The organism is Rhizobium sp. R634 (assembly GCF_002211305.1).
GTDB lineage: Bacteria > Pseudomonadota > Alphaproteobacteria > Rhizobiales > Rhizobiaceae > Rhizobium.
Genome location: NZ_LOKW01000014.1, coordinates 1 through 20,250 on the forward strand (window position 1 = coordinate 1; position 20,250 = coordinate 20,250).

Sequence of the window (20,250 nt, forward strand, 5' to 3'; positions counted from 1 at the left end):
ACCGCATCGATGCGGCGATGATTGCGCATTACGCCGAAGCTAGGCGGCTGTCGGCCCTTCCGCCGCCGAAAGCCGCGCAGCTGCGGCTGTCGGCGCTGATGACGCGGCTGTCCCAGGTCACGCGTGATCTGACAGTCCAGAGGCAGCGCCGCAGTGCAGCTCGCGATCAGCAGTGCGAGGCAAGCCTCAACGAAGTGATCGCGCTTCTGGTCCGCCAGAGCCGCACCCTCGAAGGCGAGATCGCCTCGATGATCGACGACGATCCGCTCTGGGCTTGCCTCAACCGGGCCTTCCGCTCGGTCAAGGGCGTGGCCAACCGCACCGTTGCCCGGCTGATGGCCGAACTGCCCGAGATCGGCCGGATCTCCAACAAGGCGATCGCCAAGTTGGCCGGTCTTGCGCCGATTGCCAACGACAGCGGCAAGCGCAGCGGACACCGGCCGGTGCGCGGTGGACGCTCCGGACCGCGAGGCATCCTGTTCGTGGTTGCCGCCACTGCGGCCAGACACGATCCGCACCTGGCTGCTTTCAGGCAGAGGTTGCAAAGCGCCGGCAAACCAAAAATGGTCATCCGCATCGCACTCGCCCGAAAACTCCTGGTCATTCTCAATGCAAAAGCACGAGATGCGCGAAGAGAATTCGAATATGCAACTTGACAGCCCAGATAGTCGCTCATTCCTGTGCTCGTCACAGGAATCCAGTGCGCCCAAGTCCTTGAGCGCGGAAGACTTTCTTCGATGTCATAGGTTCATTCACCGCGTGGACACGCGGTGGCTGGATTCCTGTGACGAGCACAGGAATGAAGGAGGAGAGGTCAGCGGCAAAACCACGAATGTTTGGAGCGGAAGAGAGGGGCAAGTGCCGCGCAGCCCCTCGCCCTTCTCACCACCACCCATCAAAACGACCGATTGACCGCCTTGTCATTCTCCAGCCGCGTCACGCATCCCTCCAGCTTCGCAAGCAACAAATCGAAATCGAGCGGCTTCGTCAGATAGTCCGCGGCCCCGGCGCGCAGGCCGGCGAGCGTGTTTTCGCGGTCGGTCAGCGCCGTCAGCAGGATGAAGGGAATGTTGGAGAATTGCGGGTGGTTGATCTGGATTTCCGCCAGCAGCTGGTGGCCGTCCATGACCGGCATCGAGATATCGCTGATGACGATGTCGGGCCATTTCGACAGGATCATTTCCAGGCCATCGGCGCCGTTTGCGGCTTCGAGCGTCCTGTATCCAGCTTCGTTCAGCTCCTCGACGAGGAGGTTGCGGATCTCGACTTCATCTTCAATGCACAGGACGGTGACCATAAGCTATTCCTCAAGCTGCAAAATGTTGATCCTGCAATAGACGCTCTATCGGCAGGAGAATGGTGAAAGTGGTGCCCTTGCCGAGCTCGCTCGCCACCTCGACCTTTCCGCCATGCAGTTCGACGACCTGCTTGACGACGTTGAGGCCGATGCCGGTTCCGGCGATGCCGGTGGCGCTGCGGGCGCGGTAATAGGGCTGGAAGAGTTTCGGCAGATCCTCGGCGTCCATGCCGATGCCGCTGTCGGCGACCGAAATCTCCACCGTCTTTTCGTCTGCTCGCGCGCGGATATGGATATCTCCCGCATTTGGCGAATATTTGACGGCGTTCGAGATCAGGTTGGTAAACACCTGCTCCATCGCGCTGCGGTCGAAGGTCTGGCGGTCGGGGATCGGCGCGAGATCGAGATGGAACACATGCGCGCGGCTCAGCGGCCGCTGCCGCTCGCAGCACTCGACGAGCAGCGCTTTCAGATCGCCTTCGCTGGGCTTCAGGATGATCTGCCCGGTTTCCAGCCTGCCGCTCGCGAGGATGCTTTCCATGAGGCCGACCATGCGCACGACCGCGCTGCGGATCACGCCGGCCTTTTCCAGCACGTAATCGCCGCTGACATTGGCGGTCGAGCGGCAGAGCCGCTGGGCGGCGGCGTCGATGATGGCGAGCGGCGTGCGGAACTCGTGCGAGGCCATGGCGACGAACTGGCGCTGCAGCGCGTTGACGTGGCGCTCATGCGCGAGAAGCCGGTCCAGCTCCTCCCTCTGCCTGTCGATTTCGGCGGTACGGTCGGCCACCATCTCTTCCAGATGGTTGCGGTGATGGGTCAGTTCGGCCTGGCTGTCGAGCAGGGTCATCGACGTCCGGTGCAGGCCGCGTCCGAGCCAGAACACCGCGGTGATCAATATCGCCAGGCAACCGATGCCTGCCGGCGCGATCTGCTTCAGCAGCATGAAGCCGGGGCGGATCGGCGGCCAGACGAGATAGCCGATCGTGCCGCCGTCATGCGAGGCCACCGCCACCTGCGCCCGCGCGTCCAGACTTTTCGAACGTGTAAAGCGCAGGCCTTCGAGCCTGGCGTAATGGGCGATGTTCTCGGCGACTTTGCCCTCGATGAACTTCACCGAGACGGCGATGAACTCCTGGCCCGGTTCGATCTGCATCCTGGCCGAGCTCGGCAGGATGGGTCGGGCGCTGGCGATCGCCGGCCGGTTGCCGATCATCACTGTGCGCACATGCGCCAGCCGGCCGATCGGTAAGGCCCCGGGCTTTCCGGCCCCGTCGACGAGTGCGGCGCGCATCTCCCCGGCAAGGGCGGTCATCTCGTTTGCATCGTCGCTGCCAAGCCGCGGCGGCATGGTGTCGGCCCCGTTGCGGAAGGCGAACATCAGCCGGTTGGTCTCGTCGAAAATATAGGTCCGGTCATGCCCGAAATACCGGCTCGTCCACCGGCCGATATTGTCGACCAGCCAATCATGGTTGCGCTGCTTGGCGTAAAGGAACGCATCGTCCCACTTGGTGATGCTTTCCTGCTCGCGCGGAAGCGCGTTGATCTGCTCTTCCAGCCCCTGGCCGACGAAATCGGACTGGCGGCGCAGCGAGATGTCATCGACCTTGACGGAGGCAAGCCAGGCAAAGCCGCAAAGCAACACCGCCGCCGCAGAGGTGAGCGCCACCAGAACGAACGTGATGTGCGATGTGAGCCCGACCTTCAATCCCCGCAACCTTTTGACGGCTTTCGCTGCCGGAGAAATTGACACGCAAAAGTTGACGGACGATGAATTGCTCTCGGAGAGAAATTGCCCATCCTTCGTCATGGCCGGCGTGCTTGCATTCGCCGTTTCGCCGAGCAGCCCCCTCATCCGGCTGCCGACTCTCTTCTCCCCAGCGGGGGTCCGAAGGACGGGTCGAGACCCGTGGCTCGACCCAGGTCGGCGGCCCGAAGGGTCGGATGAGGGGGCCACGGGCACATCGCTAAAGGCAAGCCGGACGCCCTGCCCCGGAGAAAGCAAGAAGCAGCGTTGGAGCGCGTGCTTCGAGGCTCCGCCCTCGCGGGCTGCGCACCTCAGCATGAGGGACCGTTGGAAGTTGCCGCGCGGGGAGAATGCCGCCGCGCTATCCAAGAGAGTCACCGCCGCACTCACGAGAGCCTCATCCTGAGGTGCCCCGTAGGGGCCTCGAAGGACGAGGCGGGTGCTCCGGCGATCGCCGGATGCAATAATTCACCCGCCAGCACTCACGGCCGGCGCACCGCGCGGATCTTGCCGCTGCTGCCGCCGCCGCAGAAGAAGCAGCCGGCACCATCGGATTCGAGGCCGGAAACGCCGGTGCCCTCGGGCATATCGAGCCGCTCCAGCACCTCGCCGGTCTCGGGATCGATGCGCCTGACGTCGCTGTCGTCGCCTTCCCAGGTGCCGTGCCAGAGCTGGCCATCGACCCATGTCACGCCTGTGACGACGCGGTTGGATTCGATGGTGCGCAGGATCTTGCCGGTCTCGGGATCGATCTGGTGGATCCGGCGGCCGCGATGCTGGCCGACCCAGAGCGTGCCCTCGGCCCAGGCGAGACCGGAATCGCCGCCATTGCCGGGGGCCGGGATGGTGGTGAGGATCCGGCCGCTCTTCGGATCGATCTTGTGGATGAGGTCCTCGGCGATCTGATAGAGGAATTCGCCGTCGAAGGCCGTGCCGGCATGGGAGGCGACCTCGATGACGCGCACCACCTCGCCGCTGTCGGGATCGAGCGCGTTCAGCCTGTCGCCCGAGGCGAACCAGACGTGCCGGCCGTCGAAGGTGACGCCGTGGACGCGCTCGGCATCCGGAAAAGGCCCATATTCGCGCAGGATCTGAGCAGCCGAATTCTTCATCTCTTCCTCCTTGTGGATGGAACCATACTAGTCGCTCGGCAGAGGTCCGGGGAGTAACAAGATCGTCGGGAATGAGGAGAGCGGCGGGCTCATCCAGCGCCGCGCCCGCCCGCGCCCGAGCGAGCGCACCCGGCCCTCGCCGGCAAGCGTGTCGAGCGCCCGCTGCACGGTACGCGGGCTCGCCCCAAGTGCGATCGCCAACGCCGAGCTCGACCACGCCTCGCCATCGGCGAGCAAGGCGAGCACCGCCGCATGCGGCCCTTCCACGAGCGGCGCCAGCACCGCAACCTTGCCGCCGCCGCGCGGCGAAAGCGCAAAGCCGCGCTTGGTCGCCGAGACCTCCGCCAGCCCGGCAAGTTCGGCGCGCAGCCGACCGATCTCGACGCGCAGCCGCGCGCGGTGGGATTCGTCGGCATGCTTGCCGCGAAAGGCGCGCGCAATCAGCGCGCCGCGCGCCACATCCGCCGGCCAGGCTTCGGCAAGCGCGCGGGCAAGCGCAAAAAGCACCGGCCGGCTTGCCAGCGGCACGACCGCGCCGGCCGCGCGCACGACATGGCGGCAGGCATCGACGACGAGCGTGCCGGATGCAAACAGCGCCTCCACCTCGGCAAGCAGCAGCGGGCGCTCGCCACCGGGCGAAACCAACCGCGCCGCGGGAAGATCGAGCACGCGGGCTGCGGCTTCGACCTCCGCCGTCAGCACCGGCATATCGGCATGGCGCGCCGCAAGCCCTGCCCGGTCGAGTGCGGCGCGCGCCGCATCCGTTCGCAGCCGCCGGATGGCGATGCCGGCCGCGACCAGCTCGTGAGCCGCCCGCAATGGCGGCGGCAACGGCGCCGGATCGAGTGCCGCCATCGCCTGCTCGGCTTCGTCCAGGCGGCCGATCAGCACCAGCCGGCGCACGGCGATATTGCCGGCATGGGCTGAATTGACCCGGTCGCCATGCGCTTCCAGAACCTTGCGCGCACCATCCAGCGCCTTGACCGGCCAGCCGAGATCGCGCGAGACGAGCGCGATCTCGGCCTCGGCGACCACACAGCGGGCGCGGGCCACCGCCTCGCGCGGGCCGAAGGCGCGCGCGGCGCTCTTCAACAGCGCCTTGGCGCGCACGAGATCGCCGAGCTGCGCCATGGCGATGCCGCGCAGCGCCAGCGCCGCCGCATCCTCGCGCAGCGCCACCCGTTTCAGGGCGCCCAGCACATCGCCCGATGCCAGCGCCCGCGCCGCGGCCGTGATCAGCGAGTCCATTCAAATCCCGTCACACTTGTCACTCCCGCCATTCGCCCGTCCGGCCATAATCTTCACTCGATCTCAGGCCACCGCGCCGGATGCTACGACGAGAGACAGGCAAAGGAGAAGACCATGACGGCAATGCTGAACGCAACCCGCGAGCAGTGGCTGGCGGCAAGACTCGATCTGCTCGAGGAGGAGAAGGAACTGACGCGGCAGAGCGATGCGCTGGCGACCAAGCGCCAGCAATTGCCGCGCGTCAGGATCGACAAGGAATACCGCTTCGATACCGACGGCGGCAGCGTCTCGCTGAAGGATCTCTTCGGCGGGCGTTCGCAGCTTCTGATCTATCACTTCATGTTCGGGCCGGATTACAGCGCCGGCTGCCCCTCCTGCTCCTCGATCGCCGATGGCTTCAACGGTTTCTTCGTCCATCTGCAAAACCATGACGTCGCCTTCTGGGCGGTCTCGCGGGCGCCGCTTGCCAAGCTCGACGCCTTCAAGCGGCGGATGGACTGGAGCTTCCCCTGGGCCTCCTCGGCCGGCAGCGACTTCAACGGCGATTTCAGCGTCTGGTTCAGCGCCGAAGAGCAGCGCTCGGGCGGCATCGAATACAATTACCGCCGCGAGCCGCCCGCCCCCGAGCCGGCGCCCGGCAGCACCCTGCAGGAATGGCAGCTGCGCGGCAGCGAAGCGCCGATCGTCCAGATCGCGTCGATGACCGGCACCGACGTCGCCACCTACACCCGCGACCGCCCCGGCGTCAGCGCCTTCGAACTGATCGACGGCGCCGTCTACCACAGCTATTCAAGCTATGCGCGCGGGCTGGACGGGCTCTGGGGCATGTATCAGTGGCTCGACCGCGCCCCGAAGGGCCGCAACGAAACCGGCATCTGGTGGCGCCACCACGACCGCTACGGCAAGGAGTGAGGCCGATGCCGCTCGCCGCCGCCGATTACCTGTCGCTGGCCGCCGCCCCGACCTTCGCCCTCATGGCTTTGCTGACGGCCGCAACCGGCAGCCACGACATGATCTGCATGACGACCCCGGATGCCTTCCCGATCGGAGGGATGGTGCCGATGTACCTGCTGATGAGCGGCTTTCACCTGGCGCCGTGGCTGAGGCTGGCGGGCGGGCGGGGTGTTGGCCGGCGGTGATTTCTTCCGCCAAATCGGCTTACGTGCCGCATGGCACCTCCCTCTGCCTTGCCAGGCATCTCCCCCACAAGGGGGGAGATCGGCAAGCGGCCCAAACTCCGCCCCCATCTACCGTTTCGCAGGACCGTCACGCTCGTTGTTTGGGGAAACCATTGCGCCCAGCCAATCTCCCTCCTTGTGGGGGAGATGCCCGGCAGGGCAGAGGGGGGTGCCGCGCGCTCGCCACAAAAAAACCAGCACCGCAGACCCCGCAACCACCTACAAAAACCGATGCCGGTTGCCCAGAGCCGGCCGCCGGCGCGGCGGCGTCCTCGCGGCAGCACCCAGCGCCAGCACAGCGACGGCGACAAGCCCGAGAAGCAGCGGCGCCGCATATCGGTGCGGCGATCGCAGCCCGCCGTCGATGCGGGCTGCATCCGTGGAGGGCCGGTAGAGATTGCCGTCGCTTTCGACGGCGCGCGGCGCCCGCTTGAAATAGGCGGCCATCAGCCGGCCGAGCGTTCTGGCGGCGAGATTGGGCGCCAGCAGATGGGCGAGCCTCGTCGCAGTGGTGACCATGCCGACCGTGGTGGTGGCGCGCGGCGATCGGGCGACGCCGACGATCGCCTCGGCCACGCGGCGCGCATCGAGCACCGGCGGCGGCGCGGAAACCTGCCGCCCGACGAAATTCGCCCCGTGCCGCAGGCCCGGCGTATCGACGAAGGCGGGGTAGATGTCGCAGATGTGGATGCGGGGCTTGTCGGCGAGCTCCGCCCTCAGCGCCTCGGAGAAACCGCGAAGGCCGAACTTGCTGGCGCTGTAGGCCGCCGCAAACGGTGCTGCGGCAAAGCCGCCGAGCGAGATCATGTTGATGAAGGTACCTCTGCCCTGTTTCAGGAAGATCGGCACCACGGCATGGGCATCGTTGATGTGGCCGATCAGGTTGGTGCGGATGATCTGCTCATGCGCCTCGATCGGCGTTTCCTCGAACCGGCCGACCGCGCCGACGCCGGCATTGCTGACCCAGACGTCGATCCCGCCGAGATCCCCAGCCTTGTCGGCGAGCGCCTTGACGGCGGCAGGCTCGGTCACGTCGGTCACGACGGAGATCGCCTCCGCCCCGAGCCCTCTGCACGTCTCGGCAACCTTTTCCAAAGCCTCGCCGTTGCGCGCCGCCAGCACCAGCCTGCTGCCGCGCCGGGCAAAGGCCTCGGCGGTGGCCTGGCCGATGCCGCTCGACGCTCCCGTAATGACCACGACTGCATTTTCGAGCTTGATAGACATTCTTCCGCCTTTCGGTCCTTGGGAAACGCAGCTCCACGGCAACGCAGGCATTAAACCCATCTGCGAAACCCGAGTTCCCGGGCAATCGCCGTCCGTGCCCGCAGCGCGGGCGAAAACGACTCGTTTTCGGCCGCTTACGGAGATTGCTTCGCATCCCGCTTCAGCGGTCATATCGGTCGAAGCCGCCGCTCCGTCCGATCCCGATTGTCTTCCCGCCTGGAATTGTGCCATGACCTCTCGACCCAGCCACGAAAACCAAGGTGCGGCACAGCATGAAGAAGATCGGATTTCTCTCGTTCGGGCACTGGACGCCCTCGCCCCAATCGCAGACGCGCTCGGCGGGCGATGCGCTGCTGCAGTCGATCGACCTTGCAGTGGCGGCCGAGGAGCTCGGCGCCGACGGGGCCTATTTTCGCGTGCACCATTTCGCCCGGCAGCTTGCAGCGCCCTTCCCGCTGCTTGCGGCCGTCGGCGCGCGGACGAAGCGGATCGAGATCGGCACTGCCGTCATCGACATGCGCTATGAGAACCCGCTCTATATGGCCGAGGATGCAGGTGCCGCCGATCTCATCGCCGGCGGGAGGCTGCAGCTCGGCATCAGCCGCGGTTCGCCCGAGCAGGTGATCGACGGCTGGCGGCATTTCGGCTACGGCCCGCCGGAAGGCCAGAGCGATGCCGACATGGCGCGGCGCCACGCCGAAGTCTTCCTCGAAGTGCTGCGCGGCGAAGGTTTTGCCAAGCCGAACCCACGGCCGATGTTTCCGAACCCGCCGGGCCTTCTGCGCCTGGAGCCGCATTCAGAGGGCCTGCGCGAACGGATCTGGTGGGGCGCAAGCTCCAACGCCACCGCCGTCTGGGCGGCCAAGCTCGGCATGAACCTGCAGAGCTCGACGCTGAAAGACGACGAAACGGGCGAGCCTTTCCACGTCCAGCAGGCCGACCAGATCCGCGCCTACCGCGCCGCTTGGAAGGAAGCCGGCCATGCCCGCCAGCCACGCGTTTCCGTCAGCCGCAGTATCTTCGCCCTCGTCGACGAACGCGACCGCGCCTATTTCGGCTATGGCGGCGACGAAGGCGACAAGATCGGCTTCATCGACGAGAAGACCCGGGCAATCTTCGGCCGCAGCTACGCCGCCGAGCCGGATCGACTGATCAAGCAGCTCGCCGAAGACGAAGCGATCGCCGAGGCCGACACGCTGCTGCTCACCGTGCCCAACCAGCTCGGCGTCGAATACAACGCCCATGTCATCGAAGCGATCCTGACCCACGTCGCGCCGGCGCTCGGCTGGCGGTAGGGTTACGGTTGCTGTGATGGGTTGATGGACGAGCGGGCTTGGCGCGGGCCTTTACATGCCATGACGAGAGGGCGTGCCGTGTGTCACCCCCCTCTGCCCTGCCGGGCATCTCCCCCACAAGGGGAGAGATCGGCAAGTCGCGCAAACTTCGCGTCCGTCGACTGTTTCGCCGGGCTGTGAGACCAGTTGTTTGGGGAAACCATCGTGCCCCAGCCGATCTCCCTCCTTGTGGGGGAGATGCCCGGCAGGGCAGAGGGGGGTCATCCCACGACACGCTCTCTCTCCTTGTCCTGTCCCCACTAAATCGCGGGCGTCCCAACAGAGCGCATCTCCCATCACATCCACCCCAAAACCAAGCCTCGGGACCTTCCTGCCTCGCTGGGCGTTGATGGTGCGAACCTTGAATCGGCCGCAGCACGACCGAATTAAGGCCGTAGCCCGAACCGCTCGAGTTGCCTCATGCCGCGCACGAACCTGAATGACATCCTGATCTTCATGGCCGTCGTCGATGCCGGGAGCTTCGTCGGCGGCGGGCAGGCGATGGGGCTGTCGCGCTCGGCGGCGGGAAAGGCCGTCATCCGCCTGGAAGACCGGCTCGGCGCCCGCCTGCTCAACCGCACGACGAGAAGCCTGAGCCTGACCGAGGAAGGGCGGCTGTTCTACGAGCGCGGGTTGCAGATCCTCGCCTCGGTCGACGAGGCCGAAGCGAGTGTCTCGGGCAAGAGCGGCGCGCCGCGCGGCGTGCTCCGCCTCACCGCTCCCGATGCCTTCGGCCGCCTCGTCGTGCTGCCGCTGCTCGAAAAATATCTTCGGGCCTGGCCAGACCTGCAGGCCGAGGTGAGCTTCACCGACCGCCTTGCCGACATCGTCGAGGAGGGCTTCGACCTGGCGATCCGGATCGGCGCGATCCCGGCGGCGACAGACAGCCGGCTGGTCTCACGCGTGATCGCCAGCGACAGGGCGCGGCTCTGCGCCTCGCCCGCCTATCTCGCCGAGCGCGGCGAACCGCGCGATCTCGACGATCTCGCCGCGCATGACTGCCTGTTCTTTGCGAGCCGCAATCAAAGGCAGGGCTGGCGCTTTCGCGGCGAAGGCGGCGCCTGGGTCAAGGCGCAGGGCCGCAGCCGCCTGCGGCTCGACAACGGCGAGGCGATCCGCGACGCCGCTCTCGCCGGCCTCGGCATCGCCCTCCTCCCCGACTTCCTCATCGCCGGCGACCTTACCGCCGGCCGCCTCCGCCAGATCCTGCCCGACCTCGAAACCGACGACGCCAGGATCGTGGCGCTCTATCCCGACAAGCGCCTGCTCGAACCCCGCGCGAGCGGCTTCATCGACCTGATGATTGAGGAACTTGGCCGCAGCTAGAGCCGGATGCTTCAGGCGAGGCCCGGTCAAACCCGCGAAAACTCTTCAGCGCCAGCGGCGCAAGCGTAGTCGCAAGATAGCCAATCCCCATCAGGAACAGCGCCGCAGCAAGGCCGAGCGTGCTGATCAGCGCGCCGCCGGCGAGGCCGCCGAAGGGGATGAGGGCGAAGCAGAGGGCGGTGTTCAATGCGGTGACGCGGCCGGTCAACGGCTTGGGGATGCGCTCGAAGATCACCGCCGACAGGATCGGGTTGAGGAAGCCCGAGGCAAAGCCTGCGATGGCGAGCGTCGCGAAGACGAGGCCGATCGGCGCATCCAGCGCCGGAACGAGAAAGCGCGGAAAGCCGGTCAACAGGAAGGCCACGGTATAGACGGTCAGGCGCGGCATGCGCTCGCCGATCGCCGCGGCAATCGCAGCACCCGCGATCGAGGCGCCGGCGAAGGCGGCGAACATCGCGCCGAGCAGTTCGGGACCATGGCCGGCATCCCGCGTCCAGACCGGCAGCAGCACCGCATGATAGGCCTGGTCGAAGAGATTGGTGACCGCCACCATGGCGACGATGCTGACGAGCACGGCATCGCCGCGCAGAAACCGCCAGCCCTCACGGAGATCGTCGAGATAGGAAGCCCGTTCGGCCGATGGAATTTCCAGCGCGGGCGTGCGGCGCGTCGCGGGTATGCCCACGGCAACGATCAGTGCCGCGGCGGCGAAGGTGGCGGCATTGACGAGCAGCGCCTGGCCCGGACCGATCAGCCCGATCAAAGCGCCGGTGCCGGCCGCCCCCGCCGTCGAGGCCAGCCGCTCGATGGCGCTGGCGACGCCGGTCACCCGTTCGAGCGGCACGCCGGAGAGCGTCGCAATATCGGGAACCATTGCCTGCTTGGCCGCATCGGAAGGGCCGCGCAGCACGCCCATCGCAAAGACGAGCGGCAGCAGCACCGGCATGCCGAGCAGGCCGAAGAGATCGAGAAGCGGCACCAGAGCAACGACGAGCACCGAGGCGGTGTCTGAGATGATGGCGATGCGCTTGGCGCCGACGCGGTCGATCAGCGGTCCGCCGAGCGCCTTGGCGACGACATAGGGCAGCATCTCCACCATCGCCGTCAGCCCCGTCAGCACGGGGCTGCTCGTCGTGCTCAGCACCAGCCAGGGAATGGCGATGGTCGAAAGCCGCGTGCCGGAAAGCGAGAATGTCTCGGCGGCGGCGAGCGCCAGGAACGGCCCGCCCCGTCTCACGGCTCGCCCTCGCCTTCGCGATGCGGCAGGCGGCCGGGATAGGGAAAGGCGTGCAGCATGACATAGAAGGGAACCATTCCGGCTTCCTGAGACGCCGCCTCCCCCAGCCGCGGGGCGGCCTGCATCGCTTCCAGGATGACATCCCTCAGCCGTTTCGTCAGCGCCTCGGCCTGATCAGCCGTCATCGGGATGATGATGTCGTCGGCGGCCGTCGCCTTGCGCCACTCGGCCGGCAGCTCGGCATATTCCTCCAGCGCCTGCTGCATCTGGCCGACCTGCAGCGAGAGTGCGGCCTGGTTGAAGGCGATGTCGAGATCGAGCGCCTCGCCTTCGGCTTCGCTCGCCGGCACCGAGGTGAGCTCGTGGCTGGCGCGCCACCAGCGGTCGCGCCGCGAGGCATGCGGCGCCTCCTCGATGAAGCCGTATTGGGCGAGCTGGCGCAGATGATAGCTCGTCGCGCCGCTGTTCAGGCCGAGCCGCGCGGCAAGCTGCGTCGCCGTGGCAGGCCCATCGATCCGGAGCATGCCGAGCATGCGCAGCCGGACGGGATGCGCCAAGGCTTTCAGCGCGGTCGGCTCGGGCACGACCCGGCTGACGGTGCGGGCATCTGCGGCAGGTTGGGGGTGCGGATGTTTCATGCCTCAATCATACAATCGCAAACATATCTTTGCAAAGATTTCTTTGTAAAAAATCACGAACGTCGAAAGACGTTTGGAAACCGCCTTCCGATCTAGCCAAGCATGACCCCACATCCTAAGACCGTCCCCGTGATCGGCATGATGTAAGGGGCAATGGGATGACCGAGGACGCACAGAAGAACATCGGCACGTGGTATATCGATCCCGATGCGGAAGATCGTATGGCCGATGGACATGCGCCCATCTGGCGCCACCTGATCGATCTCATCCTCGAGCGTGACCTGACGGACAAGAGCGTGCTCGATTTCGGCTGCAATCAGGGCGGCCTGCTGCGCCACCTCTATGCGATCCGCCCCTTCCGCAAGGCGCTCGGCATCGATATCGCCGAAACTTCGATCGCCAAGGCCGAGACGCTGAAGGGCAACCTGCCGATCCAGCATCAGGTCGGCGGCAGGCTCGACGGCTGGAGGGAAGAATTCGATCTCGCCCTCAGCCACGAAGTCATCTATCTCGTTCCCGATATCAACGCCCACGCCGCCGACATCTGGCGGGCGCTGAAGTCCGGCGGCGTCTATTATGCGGTGACCGGATGCCATACGGACAACCCGCTCTGGCCGAAATGGCGCGAGCTCGTCGCCAACCGCACCAACACCGTCGTCCAGGACCGGTCGATCACCGATTACGGCCGCGCCTTCGAAAAGGCGGGCTTCGACGTCTCCGCCCGCAAGCTCGAATATGACGGCTTCATTCCCTTCGTCGCCGACGGCTGGACGCCTGATTTCGCCGATGCGCTGAATTACTACACCCAGACCAAGATCGTCTTCAGGCTGGTGAAGCGCTAAGCTCGCTGAAGTTTCATCAGCTCGACATCGAAATGCGGCGGGCTGTCGGGGGCGACCTGGACGAAGCGGCCCCTGACGCGGAAGATTTCCTGGATGAGCCCGCGTTCGGCAAGATCGCGCGGGGCGCCGTCGAATCTTAGCTCGCCTTTTTCGAGCAGCGAGATGCGGTCGCTGACGGCGATGGCCTGGTTGATGTCGTGGATCGCCATGACGACGGTCACGCCCTTTTCCCGGCTCAGCCGATGCACGAGATCCAGCACCTCCACCTGATAGCCGATATCGAGGAAGGAGGTCGGCTCGTCGAGCAGCAGGATCTCCGCTTCCTGGGCGAGAGCGGCCGATATCCAGGCTCTTTGCCGCTCGCCGCCGGACAGTTCCCGAAGGCTGCGGTCGGCGAGCCCGGACAGGCCGGTGCTTTCGAGCGCCCATTCGATCGCGTCTTCGTCACGGCTGTCATAGGAGCGGAACAGGCCGACATGCGGATAGCGGCCCTGGCGCACGAGCTGGGCGACGGTCATTTCGTCGGGTGCTGTCGGCTGCTGCGGCAGGAAGGCAAGCCTCTTCGCCAGCATGCGGCGCGACAGGGAGGCGACGGCAACGCCGCCGAGCGACGCCCGGCCTCCGGCCGGCCGGATCAGCCCGGCCAGCGCATGCAGCGCCGTGCTCTTGCCCGAGCCGTTCGGGCCGATCAGCGCCCGGATCTCGCCCCTTTCGAGCGAAAGGCTGAAGGCGCTGAGCGCCTTTCGCTGGCCGTACATCACCGAGAGGTCGGAACAGGACAAGGGCATTTCGGCCTCACATGGTTTTGCGCAGCAGCGCGAGCAGGAGCGGCACGCCGCAGACGGCCGTGACCACACCGATCGGGATTTCCTCGGCTTGGCCGAGCAGCCGGCCGATGAGATCGCCGAGCGTGACGATGACGGCGCCGAGCACGATCGTCAGCACCAGCGACAGCAAGAAATTCCGTCCCGCCAGGAAACGGGCGAGATGCGGCACGACGAGACCGATGAAAACGACAGGGCCGACGGCGCCGACCGCGCTTGCCGCAAGCGCAGAGGATACGATCAGCACGAGCGAGAACTGTCTCTTATAGCCGAGCCCGAAAGAGCGGGCGACGGATGCATCGAACTGCAGCAGCGTCAAGGGCCGGTAGATGACCGGCAGCATCGCGAACCCGGCGATGGTGAACGGCAGCAGGAAGAGCGCGTGATCCCAGCTGCGGGCGTAAAGGCTGCCCGACAGCCATTCGAGGATGATCTCGATGCGGGCCGATCCCCAGCCGGCGATGAGGCCGATCGCCACCGCATGCAGAACCGCCCCGACCGCGACGCCGCAGAGCGTGATGCGCAGCGCGCTGAGGTCGAGGCGAAAGGCCAGGAGATAGATGACGCCGCCGGCGAGCAGGCCGCCGGCAAGCCCCGCCGCCGGCAGCCAGGCGACCGGTAGTTCGGCCAGCGTGTTCGAGCCGGGCTCGAAGATATAGACGGTGAAAAGCAGGAAGATCGTCACCGACAGCGTCGCCCCCTGCGAAACGCCCATCAGCGACGGATCGGCCAGCGGATTGCGGGTGATGGTCTGCAGCAGATATCCCGCCAGCGCGAAATGAATGCCGGCCAGAATCCCGGTGGCGATGCGCGGCAGCCGGATATCGAGGATGATCAGCCGCGCTTCCGCCGAGCCGCCGCCGGTCAAAACGGCCGCGACATCGCGCATCGGAATATCGGCGACGCCGAGGAAGATCGCCGCCGCCAGTGACAGGACCGTAAGGATGGCCAGTGCGGCGGCCATGCCGAAGCCTGGCGAAGCGGCCGATGTCGATGCCGGGGCGCTCATCGGGTCTCACCCGCTAGGCTCAGCCGCCCGCGCTGGACGAGATAGATGAAGACAGGCCCGCCAAGCAGCGCGGTGACGATGCCGACGGGCAGCTCGCGCGGGATGGCGATGCTGCGCGCCAAGACGTCGGCGACGCTGACGATCAGCGCGCCGAGAGCAGCGCTGAGCCCAATCTCCCATCCCGTGCCGCGCGGCTTCAGCAGCCGGGCGATGTGAGGAGCGGCGAGCCCCACGAAGGCGACCGGTCCGGCGACCGGCGCGACGCCCGCGACCGGAAGGACGGCGAGAACGAGGATGAGCGGTTTCCACAGGCCGAGCTGCAGGCCCATGCCGGCCGCCGCATGATCGCTCAGCATGAACATGGCGATGACACGCCGCAGCAAGAGCGCGCCGGCGACGCCGGCGATCGTCCAGGGCAGCATGTAGAAGAGATGCGACCAGCTGCGCCCCTGGAAACCGCCGGCGAGCCAGAAGAGCAGCGATGCCGATTGCGGCCCGGTCAAAAGCAGCACATAGGTGGTGATCGCACCCAGGAAGAGCGAGACGCTGACGCCGCCGAGCGCCAGCTGCAGCGGCCGTCCCTGCCCGCCATGCGAAACCCAGAACGTCACCGAAGCTGCCGCGAGCCCGCCTGCAAGGCCGATGAAGGGATAATAGGCCGGCGATACCAAGGGCAGGAAGACGAAACAGCAGACGATCGGTGCGACCGCCCCCGACGTGACGCCGGTAATGCCGGGATCGGCCAGCGGATTGCGCGTCAGCGTCTGCAGCACATAGCCGGAAACGGCAAGCCCCGCTCCGCCGGCAGCCGCCGTCAGGCTGCGCGGCAGCCGCAGCGTCCAGACGAGAATGGATTCGATCTTGCCATCGGGCGCCAGGAGCACGCGGATGACGGTTTCAACCGACAGCGTCTTGGCGCCGATCAACAAGCCGAGCAACACCGCCAGAATAGCGGCGATGACGATGAGCCCTATGGCCAGGAATGATTGCCGGGGGCTCATCGCCGGTCTCGTCCCCGGCTTAGTTCTGCAGTTCGGCCGGGATCAGCTTGGCGGCTTCCGCCTTGACGTCGACGGCCGGGAACGTGTCGGGATAGAGGTAGTGCGCGGCCTCACGCAGCACGATTTCGCGGGCGATCGGGCCGTTAGTCTCGACCCACTGGTCGCCGACATAGAAGACCCGGTTGTTCTTGACCGCCGAAAGCTGCGACCAGATCGGGTTGCTCTCATGCGGGCGATCCGGGCCGGAATCGTAGACGAAGATCACTTCCGGGTCCTTCTCCAGCATGGTTTCGAGGCTGAGGTCGATGCCGAACTCGCCGCCCGGGGTCTTCGGGCCGGGAACATTGTCGCCGCCGATCGCAGCGACGATCGAGGCCGAGGTGTTTTCCGTGTGGAAGGCGAAAGGTGTCGCACCACCCCACATGATCAAAAAGCGCGGATGCTTGTCCTTCGGCGCCTTGGCGGCGAACTCCGCCAGATGCTTGCGGAAATCGGCGTTCAGCTGCTCGCCGCGCTCGGGCTTGCCGAGCAGCTTCGAAAGAGCGGCGGTTTCGCTGTAGCTCTCTTCGAGCAGCTCCATATTATAGGCGACGTAAGGCGCGATGTTCTGCAACTGCGCCGCATTGCCGACCGTATAGCGGCGGATCGCGATGATCAGGTCCGGCTTGGCTTCGGAGAGAAGCTCGAGATTGGGCTTGGCGCGCTGGCCGATCTGCTTCATCCCGGCGGTCAGGCCGAGCAGGAAGTCCGGCTCGCGGCCTGCCGTCATATACGTGCTGGCGACCGGCTTGATGCCGAGCGCGAGTGCGACGTCATCGGCGAAATAGGAAATCGAGGCAATGCGCTTCGGCTGCGCCGGGACTTCGACGGTCACGCCGCGGTCGTCGACGATCGAGACCTTCTTGTCATCGGCATGCGTGGCGCCTGCCGCCAGCATTGCGGACAAGCCCAGGGCGGAGAAAAATTGGCGTGCGTATCGAGTCATGTCTGAAAACTCCCCTCTCGTACCGGCAGGCTTTAGCCAAAAAAGCGGAGTTTAACAATCATGATTTTCTTGCGCGTCTGCTTCGAAGACGATGCTGGCTCAACCCTCGGCCAGAGTGAAGACGGCGCAAGGCTCGGCGATGCCGCGCAGGGCATGCTCGCCGAGCGGCGTCAGGGTGGCCGCGGTGTTTTCTGCGACGGCGCCGGAGATCAGCACGCTTCGGCCGAGCGGCTTGCAGAGCCCTTCCAGCCGGCTGACCAGATTGACCGCCGGGCCGATGGCGGTGAAATCCAGCCGGTCGGCCGCGCCGATATTGCCCCAGAGGATCTCGCCGAAATGCAGCGCGGCGCCGAAGGGCAGCGGCGCCAGCCCCTCGGCCTCACGCATCCGGTCGAGATGGATCATGCCGGCACGAATGGCCGCGACCGCCCGGAGCGCGGCCTCGCAGGCTTCGCGGTCGCCCCGCGCTTCCGCGCCTGTCGTGACCGGAAAGATCGCCAGCACGCCGTCGCCGATGAATTTCAGCACCTCGCCGCCGAAAGCATGGACGGCGCCGGCGACGCGGTCGAAATAGGCGTCGAGCGCGGCAATCATCGCATGCGGCTCGGTGACCTGGGAAAGTGCGGTGAAATCCCGCAGATCGGCGCAGAGAAGAGCGGCGCGGATGGTCTCGCCGCTGCCGCGGGCGAGCGCGCCGGATTGAACCCGGGCCGCACTGCGCCGGCCGAGATAGGCTTCGAGCAGCGCCGTCCGCGCCTCCCGCGCCGCAAGTGCCGCAAGCGGCGCGGCGGCAAAACGCGCGACCTGCCGCAGCCGGGCGGCTTCTTCGGGAGCGAAGGCCTCCGCCCCTGCCTTATTGGCAACGCCGGCCCATCCGAGCAGCGGGTCATCCTGCGAAGGCCCTATCCTTTCCTCCCAGACCGGCCCGAGCCCGGCCAGCCACTCGCGCCCGGCATCGCTGCGCGGTGCTGCGGCAAAGGCGAGCGCCTCGATGACCGCCCCGGTCTCGGCCCGCCACAGCCAGGTGCGCCGCGCAATGATCGGATGCGGCACCGAAAGCGTCAGCGCGCCGCCGGAAACCGGCAGCCCTTCGGCAAGCAGCCGGCGCCCGAGCTCGGCCAGAAACCGCTCGGGACCGGGCGACGCCGCAGCCTCGTCAACCAGCCAGGCAAGGGAGGAAGGCAGATCCATGCGCCGAGAATGGCACCGCCCCCAAGGCTCCGCAAGCCCGGGGCATCCGCCCGCGGATGCTCCCGCGGCCCGGCAGGACAGCCAAGGGCTGTCCGGAAGGGCCTCCTCTCGGCTCTATCTCCCCCAGGGCATCCGTGTGCGGATGCTCCCGCATGCCCAACGAATCTCCCGCCGGAGCCGCCCGCCACCCCTGTCAAGCCCACCACCGAAAAACCCTGTTGAAAACCTGCCTCGACGGTGGAAGACAACCAGATATACACCTTTGGATTGCGGGACATTCGTTTCATAATGTGCCAGCCTGTCCTTAGCGATTGAGGGGTTGCTATGGGCACGACATTCTGGCCGAAAGATCCGCTTGATGGGAATGACATGACGCTGCTGACGACGATCCTTCGGCGGTGGTGCGCACGCTATGAGATCGAGTTCACCGCGGAAGAGAGCACGCGGAAGGCGAAGGAACTCGTCGAATGGTTCGAATTCGGCGTCAAGGACCCGATCGAGCTGGAAGAGCTGATCGACGGCAAGCACTGGCTGGTCAGCCGGATCTGACCTCGGCACGACCACAGGATCCAAAGGAAAAGGCCGGGCGAAACATCGCACCGGCCTTCGTTCGTCAGCCTCATGCGGAGGCTTTTAGTAGTCGTCCCGCCAGCGGCGCTCGCGGTCCCAGCGGCGTTCATGGCGCCAGCGCGGGCCGTCCCAGTCGCGGTGGCGGCGTTCCCAACCCCAGCGGGGCGGACCGCCATAGAAAGCCACCGGCGGCGGGCGGCGCCAGTTGCGGCGGCATTCGCCCCAGCGGGTCAGGTGCCAGCCGCGGCCGCAGGCGTAGTCGACCTTGGTGACATCGCCCTTCGTGACATCGCTCGCGACCTTGCTCGGGACGTTGATTGTTCCCATCGGCATCGCCTGCGCTGTGCCGATCGAGAGGCTGCCAGCAAGCAAGGCAGCCGCGATAGAAAGTGCCTTCATCGAAAACTCCATTTCATCCAGCCGTACCCACCTTAGGGTTGGCAAATTGAACTGGAGATGAACCGGGCATTCATGTTTGCAGGTGAAAAAACCGTGCTTTTTGACGGCCGATCGAGCCCCGGCCGGCCGTTTTTCCCGCAGCGGCAAGCGCTTGAGAAGCGCCCCGCGCCCGCGGAAAATCATTCATGTCCTGCCGTAAAAAGGATCAGGACCCGGATCGCGGCCGGCAGCGACCGCGGTGAGCCGCCCGAGATAATGCGCCCAGCCCTCGGCATGGCCGGCGCACTGCTCCTCGCTCGGCAGGCCGCTATGGGTGAGTCGGAGCAACGTCCCGTCCGGCTGCTCGATCAGGTCGATCTCGACCAGACTGGAGCCCGGCGGCACCACCTCGCTGCCGTCCCATCCGAAGCTGTAGGCGAGCCGGTGCACCGGCACGACCTCGCGAAACGAGCCCCTGGCGAAGCGGGCGCCGGTGACGTTGACGAGATAGAGCCCGCCCGGCTCCGGCTCGATCTCGGCCTCCGTTCCCATCCAGCGCAAAATCTTCTCCGGATCCGTCATCAGCGCAAATACCGCCGCCGGCGGCGCCGCAATATGCGCCTCGCGGCGCACGACGAAAGACTCTGGCATGCCTCCTCCCATGATAGTGGTGGCTGGCCCCGCCTGATGCGGGACGGCGCGTGATGCTGCTTCGGCGTGAATGTCCTCATGGAAGCATGTAGGCGGAGGAGCGCGCTGAGCAAGGGCGATGGAAGCCGCTCCTCGCATCGTCGGCACCGGTGCCGCTACTAAACGTCGCAACGCCACTCGTCATTGTGCACTTCGCTTCCGCTCCGTGCATTCGCGGCTCGGCCGCTCACCCCCTCATCTGCCTGCCGGCATCTTCTCCCCGCCGGGGAGAAGCGGAATCGCCACAACGTCTCGCTCTTTGGAACGTTCGCAATGGAATGAAGACCCGTGCAGCTTGCTCCCCCTTCGCCCCAGCGGGGAGAAGATGCCCGTTAGGGCAGATGAGGGGGGTGAGGAGCGAAAGCGACGAACGCCTTGAGCGGCAAGCGAAAGGCAAGCGGCTTCCATCACGCCTATGG

Annotated in this window: 20 protein-coding genes and 1 pseudogene; 7 read left to right on the plus strand and 14 right to left on the minus strand. The window is 66.3% G+C overall.

The window, feature by feature from the left end; genetic code table 11:
• Window positions 1-656: transposase (locus ATY77_RS17195; protein ID WP_088688296.1), on the plus strand; the 656-nt coding region annotated here is incomplete at its 5' end.
• Between the two features lie 239 nt (window positions 657-895).
• On the opposite strand, the gene ATY77_RS17200 is transcribed toward ATY77_RS17195, so the two are convergent.
• From ATY77_RS17200 to ATY77_RS17215, 4 genes are all read right to left on the minus strand, one after another.
• Window positions 896-1,297, minus strand: a complete 402-nt coding sequence (locus ATY77_RS17200) for a response regulator (RefSeq protein ID WP_088688297.1) — start codon at window positions 1,295-1,297, stop codon at window positions 896-898.
• A gap of 10 nt (window positions 1,298-1,307) precedes the next feature.
• Window positions 1,308-3,005 carry an ATP-binding protein gene (locus ATY77_RS17205; protein WP_088688329.1) on the minus strand — a complete coding sequence of 566 codons (1,698 nt, stop codon included), beginning with the start codon at window positions 3,003-3,005 and terminating at the stop codon, window positions 1,308-1,310.
• A 521-nt stretch (window positions 3,006-3,526) separates the two neighbouring features.
• Window positions 3,527-4,156: a PQQ-binding-like beta-propeller repeat protein gene (locus tag ATY77_RS17210; protein WP_088688298.1), complete on the minus strand. Its 630-nt coding sequence runs from the start codon at window positions 4,154-4,156 to the stop codon at window positions 3,527-3,529.
• 27 nt (window positions 4,157-4,183) lie between these two features.
• Window positions 4,184-5,404, minus strand: coding sequence for a helix-turn-helix domain-containing protein (locus ATY77_RS17215; RefSeq protein WP_088688299.1), 1,221 nt, complete (start codon window positions 5,402-5,404; stop codon window positions 4,184-4,186).
• A gap of 114 nt (window positions 5,405-5,518) precedes the next feature.
• On the opposite strand from ATY77_RS17215, the gene ATY77_RS17220 reads away from it, so the two are divergent.
• A complete protein-coding gene (locus ATY77_RS17220) occupies window positions 5,519-6,316 on the plus strand; it encodes a DUF899 family protein (protein ID WP_088688300.1) in 798 nt (265 codons plus the stop codon).
• A 20-nt stretch (window positions 6,317-6,336) separates the two neighbouring features.
• Window positions 6,337-6,543 (plus strand): annotated as a pseudogene (locus ATY77_RS17225) (hypothetical protein); the annotation flags it as partial.
• 258 nt (window positions 6,544-6,801) lie between these two features.
• Here the strand turns inward: ATY77_RS17225 and ATY77_RS17235 are convergent.
• Window positions 6,802-7,806 (minus strand): SDR family oxidoreductase, encoded by a 1,005-nt coding sequence (locus tag ATY77_RS17235; protein ID WP_088688301.1) that lies wholly within the window; start codon window positions 7,804-7,806, stop codon window positions 6,802-6,804.
• Between the two features lie 272 nt (window positions 7,807-8,078).
• On the opposite strand from ATY77_RS17235, the gene ATY77_RS17240 reads away from it, so the two are divergent.
• Window positions 8,079-9,101 carry an LLM class flavin-dependent oxidoreductase gene (locus ATY77_RS17240; RefSeq protein WP_088688302.1) on the plus strand — a complete coding sequence of 341 codons (1,023 nt, stop codon included), beginning with the start codon at window positions 8,079-8,081 and terminating at the stop codon, window positions 9,099-9,101.
• A 459-nt stretch (window positions 9,102-9,560) separates the two neighbouring features.
• On the plus strand, window positions 9,561-10,466 hold the full coding sequence (locus tag ATY77_RS17250; protein WP_088688303.1) for a LysR family transcriptional regulator: 906 nt from the start codon (window positions 9,561-9,563) through the stop codon (window positions 10,464-10,466).
• On the opposite strand, the gene ATY77_RS17255 is transcribed toward ATY77_RS17250, so the two are convergent.
• A complete protein-coding gene (locus tag ATY77_RS17255) occupies window positions 10,429-11,703 on the minus strand; it encodes an MFS transporter (protein ID WP_088688304.1) in 1,275 nt (424 codons plus the stop codon). The genes ATY77_RS17250 and ATY77_RS17255 overlap by 38 nt on opposite strands.
• Window positions 11,700-12,341 carry a helix-turn-helix domain-containing protein gene (locus ATY77_RS17260; protein ID WP_088688305.1) on the minus strand — a complete coding sequence of 214 codons (642 nt, stop codon included), beginning with the start codon at window positions 12,339-12,341 and terminating at the stop codon, window positions 11,700-11,702. The genes ATY77_RS17255 and ATY77_RS17260 overlap by 4 nt, the downstream gene beginning before the upstream one ends.
• Window positions 12,342-12,499: 158 nt before the next feature.
• Here ATY77_RS17260 and ATY77_RS17265 point away from each other — a divergent pair, with 158 nt between their 5' ends.
• Window positions 12,500-13,183, plus strand: a complete 684-nt coding sequence (locus ATY77_RS17265) for a class I SAM-dependent methyltransferase (RefSeq protein ID WP_088688306.1) — start codon at window positions 12,500-12,502, stop codon at window positions 13,181-13,183.
• Here ATY77_RS17265 and ATY77_RS17270 read toward each other — a convergent pair.
• The 5 genes from ATY77_RS17270 to ATY77_RS17290 form a co-directional block, all read right to left on the minus strand.
• On the minus strand, window positions 13,180-13,971 hold the full coding sequence (locus tag ATY77_RS17270) for an ABC transporter ATP-binding protein (protein ID WP_088688307.1): 792 nt from the start codon (window positions 13,969-13,971) through the stop codon (window positions 13,180-13,182). The genes ATY77_RS17265 and ATY77_RS17270 overlap by 4 nt on opposite strands.
• Window positions 13,972-13,978: 7 nt before the next feature.
• Window positions 13,979-14,971, minus strand: coding sequence for an iron ABC transporter permease (locus ATY77_RS17275; RefSeq protein ID WP_088688330.1), 993 nt, complete (start codon window positions 14,969-14,971; stop codon window positions 13,979-13,981).
• A 41-nt stretch (window positions 14,972-15,012) separates the two neighbouring features.
• On the minus strand, window positions 15,013-16,017 hold the full coding sequence (locus ATY77_RS17280; RefSeq protein WP_088688308.1) for an iron ABC transporter permease: 1,005 nt from the start codon (window positions 16,015-16,017) through the stop codon (window positions 15,013-15,015).
• Between the two features lie 19 nt (window positions 16,018-16,036).
• A complete protein-coding gene (locus ATY77_RS17285) occupies window positions 16,037-17,002 on the minus strand; it encodes an ABC transporter substrate-binding protein (protein WP_088688309.1) in 966 nt (321 codons plus the stop codon).
• Between the two features lie 99 nt (window positions 17,003-17,101).
• Entirely contained in the window at window positions 17,102-18,193 is a 1,092-nt protein-coding gene (locus ATY77_RS17290) for an adenylate/guanylate cyclase domain-containing protein (RefSeq protein ID WP_088688310.1), read from the minus strand.
• A 324-nt stretch (window positions 18,194-18,517) separates the two neighbouring features.
• Between ATY77_RS17290 and ATY77_RS17295 the strand changes: the two genes are divergently transcribed.
• Window positions 18,518-18,742: a hypothetical protein gene (locus ATY77_RS17295; protein ID WP_088688311.1), complete on the plus strand. Its 225-nt coding sequence runs from the start codon at window positions 18,518-18,520 to the stop codon at window positions 18,740-18,742.
• Between the two features lie 84 nt (window positions 18,743-18,826).
• On the opposite strand, the gene ATY77_RS17300 is transcribed toward ATY77_RS17295, so the two are convergent.
• Both ATY77_RS17300 and ATY77_RS17305 read right to left on the minus strand, forming a co-directional pair.
• On the minus strand, window positions 18,827-19,162 hold the full coding sequence (locus ATY77_RS17300; RefSeq protein WP_088673750.1) for a hypothetical protein: 336 nt from the start codon (window positions 19,160-19,162) through the stop codon (window positions 18,827-18,829).
• Between the two features lie 183 nt (window positions 19,163-19,345).
• Window positions 19,346-19,792, minus strand: a complete 447-nt coding sequence (locus ATY77_RS17305) for an SRPBCC family protein (RefSeq protein ID WP_088673406.1) — start codon at window positions 19,790-19,792, stop codon at window positions 19,346-19,348.
• Window positions 19,793-20,250: the final 458 nt, after the last annotated feature.